This is a genomic window from Gordonia sp. QH-12 (assembly GCF_001578675.1).
In the GTDB taxonomy this organism is placed as follows: Bacteria; Actinomycetota; Actinomycetes; order Mycobacteriales; family Mycobacteriaceae; genus Gordonia; species Gordonia sihwensis.
Map to the genome: position 1 here is coordinate 1 of NZ_KQ969319.1, position 5584 is coordinate 5584.

General features: G+C 63.3%; 4 protein-coding genes. 2 read left to right on the plus strand and 2 right to left on the minus strand.

All coding sequences use genetic code 11. The features are described from left to right. Window positions 1-40 precede the first annotated feature (40 nt). Window positions 41-1170 (plus strand): IS3 family transposase gene (locus tag Y710_RS18195; RefSeq protein WP_231875785.1). Its coding sequence is split into 2 segments (ribosomal slippage): window positions 41-289 and window positions 292-1170, totalling 1128 coding nucleotides; the frame shifts between segments, so codons are not numbered across the junction. Between the two features lie 40 nt (window positions 1171-1210). Here the strand turns inward: Y710_RS18195 and Y710_RS18200 are convergent. Continuing rightward, window positions 1211-4252: an MMPL/RND family transporter gene (locus Y710_RS18200; protein WP_006896682.1), complete on the minus strand. Its 3042-nt coding sequence runs from the start codon at window positions 4250-4252 to the stop codon at window positions 1211-1213. A gap of 121 nt (window positions 4253-4373) precedes the next feature. Continuing rightward, window positions 4374-4955 (minus strand): TetR/AcrR family transcriptional regulator, encoded by a 582-nt coding sequence (locus Y710_RS18205; RefSeq protein WP_020173037.1) that lies wholly within the window; start codon window positions 4953-4955, stop codon window positions 4374-4376. Window positions 4956-5299: 344 nt separating this feature from the next. On the opposite strand from Y710_RS18205, the gene Y710_RS18845 reads away from it, so the two are divergent. Continuing rightward, on the plus strand, window positions 5300-5584 hold a 285-nt coding region (locus tag Y710_RS18845; RefSeq protein WP_197462958.1), incomplete at its 3' end, for a transposase.

Below are 5584 nucleotides of genomic sequence, written 5' to 3' on the forward strand. Positions count from 1 at the left end.
CCTCCACGAAACCCGGGGCGATTCAGAGTTCCGCGACGATGTGGTCCGGGTAGCCCGAGACCGTGAACCTGGCGTGACACTCGCGCAGGTCGCGAAAGACTTCGGGATCCATGAGATGACCCTGGCCAAGTGGATGCGCCGCGTCGCCATCGACGACGGACACAAGCCTGGAACAACGTCGACCGAATCTGCCGAACTGAGAGAGCTTCGGAAGCGGAATCGGTTGTTGGAGCAGGAGAACGAGGTCCTGCGACGGGCTGCGGCATATCTGTCGCAGGCGAACCTTCCGGGAAAAGGCTCTACCCGCTCGTGAAAGAGCTCGCCGCCGACGGAATCCCCGTCACGGTGACGTGCCGGGTACTCAAGCTCTCCAGACAGCCCTACTACCGGTGGCTCAGGGACGCGGTCACCGCGGCAGACTGGGTCGAAGCGGAGCGGGCGAACGCCCTGTTCGACGCGCATCGTGATGACCCGGAATTCGGGTACCGCTTCCTCGCCGATGAAGCCGAAGCTGCTGGTCAGCCGATGAGCGGGCGGACGGCATGGCGGATCTGCTCGGCCAACCAGTGGTGGTCGAGCTTCGGCAAGAAACGTGGGAAGAACGGTAAGAAGCCGGGCCCGCCTGTGCACGACGACCTGGTCGAACGCGACTTCACCGCCGACACACCGGACCAAGTGTGGCTCACTGATATCACCGAGCATTGGACCGACGAGGGCAAGCTCTACCTCTGCGCGATCAAAGACGCCTGCTCGGGGCGGATCGTCGGCTACAGCATCGACTCCAGGATGAAGTCCCGTCTCGCCGTGACCGCTCTGGACAACGCTGTTGCCCGCCGAGAGGACGATGTTTCGGGTTGTATTGTCCATTCGGACAGGGGCTCTCAATTCCGGTCGCGGAAGTTCGTGTCCGCGCTCAACCGACACGGCCTGGTTGGGTCCATGGGCAGAGTCGGTGCCGCCGGCGACAACGCAGCGATGGAATCGTTCTTCGCGCTCCTCCAGAAGGACGTCCTGGACCGGCACCGCTGGAGCACCCGCGAGCAGTTGCGGATCGCGATCGTCACCTGGATCGAACGGACCTACCACCGACGCCGTCGTCAGGCCCGCCTCGGCCGGTTGACCCCGATCGAATACGAGACGATCATCAACACAGCCGCCTCAGCGGCATGACACCGAAACTGTCACCTGGTCGTGCAGCAGTCCCCCGGCTTTATGTTTGCTTTGCGGGGTGGGGTCGGTGGCGGCGTTGGGTGGGAGGGGTCGTTGGCTTTTGGGGCCACCAGCTTGCGTTGCCGAGGAGTGTGGCGATGGCTGGTACCACGATGGTGCGGACGATGAAGGTGTCGATGAGAAGGCCTACGCCGATGATGAGTCCGACTTGGGTCATGATGCCGATGGAACCGGCGATGAGGCCGAACATGCTGGCGGCGAAGATGAGGCCTGCTGAGGTGATAACTGAGCCGGTGTTGGTGACGGTGCGGAGCACTCCGACTCGGACGTTGTGATGTGATTCTTCGCGCAATCGTGAGACCAGCAGCATGTTGTAGTCGGCGCCGACGGCTACCAGGACGATGAACGCTAATAGGGGCACAGGCCAAGCGATGTCGGTGTGGAGTATGTGCTGAAAGATCAGGACGCCTATGCCCAATGCTGCGGTGTAGTTGAGTACGACGGTGCCGAGTAGGTAGATGGGTGCGACCAGTGAGCGCAGCAGGATGATCAGGATGATGCCGACGATGGCCAGGGTGGCCAGGGCCAGGAGGCGGAAGTCGTTGGTGAGCAGTCGTTGCAGGTCGGCGTTGATAGCGGGGAAGCCGGCGACGGAGACGGTGGAGTCGGTCAGGGTGGTGTTGGGTTTTGCGTCGTTGGCGACGGTGGCGATGGTGCTGGCCAGGCGCATGGCGTCCGCGCTGTAGGGGTCGAAGCTTGTCTGGACGGCGTAGCGCACGGTGTGTCCGTCCGGGGAGATGAATTGGCGCGCAACGTCGGCGAATTGCTGGTCAGCGAAAGCATCTTTGGGTAAGTAGAAGCCGGTGGCCGAGTCCGAGCCGCGGGTTTCGCGCGCGGTGGTCTGTAGTTGGGCGGCGAGCGTGGCCATGCCGGCGAGTTGTTGAAGGTTGCTGTCGACGAGTGCAGATACGCCTTCGGCGAGTGTTCGCGAGCCGGCGGCGAGTTGGGAGACCCCGGTCTGCAGTTGGGCGAGTTTGGTTGGCAGGTCTTGGGCCCCGATGGTTCCCAGCGTGGTCTCGAGGGTGGCGACGGTGGCGTTGAGTTGGTTGGTGACCGCGGTGAGGGGGGTGTCCATCTGCGCGAGCTGGGTGGACAGTGTCGTGATCTGGGTGAAGAACCCGCTGTCGCGGAGTGCGGCGAGATCGCGGGCTTGTTGGCGCAGGGTGCTGCATTGGGGTAGTTGAGTGCACAGCGCTGAGTTATCCAGTAACGGGAGCACTGAGGTGATTGTGGCTATGGCGGCTGATGACTGTTCGGCCAGGGCTGCTAGCTGAGGGGCGTTCTGCGCGGCTTGGTCGAGTTGGGGTGCGGCGGCGGTCAGTGTTTGTAGAAGTGGTTGGTATTGACCTATTTCGGCCCCGATGGTGGTGACTTGGTTAAGAATGCCAGCCAGTGGGGTGAGATTGGTGCGGATCTGTATGTCGAGTTGTTCGAGGCCGTCGGCGAGTTGGTCTGCACCAGAACGCAATTGTTCGAGGTCACCTTTGCGGGCTTGGCCCTCACCCACTGAGCCGGCCACCCGATCGCCGATCTGCCCGTTCTGCCAGGAGAGTTGGGCTTGTTCGAGTTTGGCTCCGGTCGGGCGAGTGACACCGACCACACGGGTGACGCCGGGGATCTGCGCAATCCGAGCTGCCATCTGATCAAGGTCGGCAAGTCCGTTGGTTGTTCTCAGATCGGTGGGCGAATCCACGACGACAAATTCCGCGATGGTGATGTCTTGCGGGAAGTGCCGGTTGAGCAGTGCGTAACCTTCGTTGCTGTCGGTGGTTGTGGGTTGACCGTCTCGGTCGTCGTAGGTGATCTGAATGCCCAGCGCGGTGACGCTCAGGATCGTCAATCCGACGAGGCTGACGGCCAGCAACGGCGCCGGGCGGCGTACGACGAGGACCGCGATGCGGTTCCAGTAGCGCCGCGTGAGGTCTTTGCGCGGGGCACCCCACCCCCATCGCGCAGCCCACAGCAGCACTGGCGGCAACAACGTGACGGTGGCGAGGAATCCGATGAGGATCGCCACTGCGCAGGCGGGGCCGAGGGTGGCGAAGACGCTGAGCTGCCCGAAGACCATGGCTAAGAACGCGAGAGCAACAGTGCTTGCCGACGCAAGGATCACCCGTCCGATGGTGGCGGTGGCATCGATGAGAGCGTCGGACGCGGCGGCGCCTTGGCGCAGCCTTTCGTGGTATCTGCTGATCACAAAGACCGAATAGTCCACACCGGCGCCGAGCAAGATGACGGTCATGAACGCAACGGTGAATTGCGAGACTGGCATGCCCAGTTCGCCTAACGCAGACATGACTCCGCGGGCTACGGCGAGACTGATACCGATGACCAGAAGCGGTAGCAACGCAGTGAACACCGACCGATAGACGATCAGCAAGATTATGGCGATCAGCACGACGGTGGCGATGGTGATGACCACCAGATCCTTTTCAGCGGTGACGATTTGGTCGCTGAAGGTCGCTGTTGGTCCGGTCACGTGGACTGTCGTGCTGGTGCCGGTAAAGACCTCTGCTGCGGTCTCGCGGATCGATTCCACAGCGTGGGCCGCCGTCGGCCCGCCGAGGCTGCCGCTGACCCCGACGGGCAAGTACCAGGCTTTGCCGTCTTCGCTGAGCGCTTGTCGGGCAGTGATCGGGTCGGCGAGCAGGTCGCGTACGGCCTGCACATCATCGCGGTCGGCGCGGAGCCGGACCACGAGGTCGTCATAGCGTTGGCGGGCGGGCTCGGTGAGTCCGGCCGGATCTTCCATTGCCACGAACACCGTGGTCTTCGCGCCCTTTTCGTCGAACGCCTCGCCCATGCGATCGAGCGCCTGAAACGACGGCACGCCCTTAGGAATTGGGTCCACCGATTGCTGGCGCACAACTGTTTCCAACTGGGGAAACAGCACAGCCAACACCACGGCAACAGCCACCCAGACGCCCGCTACCAGCGCTTTGTGCGACAAGACGAAGCGTCCCACCTGCCCCAGCGACCGGCTGTACTCACCGCGACCGGTCGATCGCCGAAGCTTCACCACTGCTCACGCATCCATCGCTGCGTTGGCATCGCACACCCTTCGACAAATGAATCAATCGGTATCACTACGCTACAGCATGTAGCGAAAGGAATGGATTGTTCGGCGACGCGGGACTATCGGATCAGCGGCGGTGGGCGGCGAGAAAGTCGTCGACAAGCTGTTCGCAGTCCGCGCCACTCATCGAGCGAAGGCCGGACAGCCGCGCGAAGACCAGCGGGCCCACGAGCTGGGTGATGGCCACGCCGGGATCGAACTCGTCGAGTTCCTTCTGGGCGGCGGCGCTCTGCAACACCTGATCGAACGGTTCCCGGTACTGCGCGATGACACGAGCGCGCAGCGGCGCGAGGGTGTTCTGCTGCTCCCCGGGCTCCTCCGGCACCATCGCCAGCCACGCCAAGGCGGTCAATTGCAGTGGCGCCTGCTCGATCAACGCAGCCTGAGCACGGACCAACCGCACCAAACTGTCGCGGATTGGTCCGTGCGCGTCAGGGACGTCGGCGTGGGGCAACAATCGTTCGAACGCCGCAGCCAACAAATCGGTGGTGCCGTCGAAATGCCGGTAAAACGTCGTTCGAGCCACCCGCGACATCCGGGAGACCGCCCCGACCGTGACTGCATCAACCCCGCCGGTCTTCAACAGGGCAGATGCCGCATCAACCAACCGGTTGCGTGAACGAACCAAACGCGGGTCTTTGTCATCCATCACGTCCTTGGACCGAGGACCCGCGTCGCGCCTGGCCGCCATCACCGCACCCACACTCCCATCCCCGAGACTGCTCTCGGGCGCCTGGCGATCTTGGTTCGCACGAAGTGCTACTGATAATAGCGAAAGTCGAGGAGTGTCCGCCGGGCTAGTCGTGCAATTCACCTGTTCGACACCCCGACCCGGCAGGAAGGTCGGCGCCACGGTGCCCGCCTCCGGGGTACCTTCGGCGAAGGGTTGGTAGATCAATTCGGGGCTTGGCGGCAGGGCTGGGGTGGGTACTGCTGAAGGGTGAATCGCCCCGGGTCTGGTGGAGGCTCTGAATCCACGGGAGGATGAGGAGCATGGCAGCACCGAGGAAGTACCCCGACGAGCTTCGGGAGAGAGTCACGAGGATGGCTGTTCAGTCACGGCGCGATCCATCGACGAGGTCGGGCACGTTCCGCCGTGTGGGCGAGCAACTGGGGATCAATCCCGAGACTTTGAGGAACTGGGTTGTGCAGGCCGAGGTCGACGAGGGGCACCGTCCCGGGACCACGACCAGCGAGTCCCAGCGCCTGGTCGAGCTGGAGAAGGAAGTGCGTGAGCTGCGCAGGGCGAACTCGATGGCGGATTCAAGCGGTGGGCGC

Coding starts and splice junctions, on each gene's coding strand:
- Y710_RS18205 (WP_020173037.1), bottom strand. CDS start 4,955: ATGGATGACAAAGACCCGCGTTTGGTTCGTTCACGCAACCGGTTGGTT.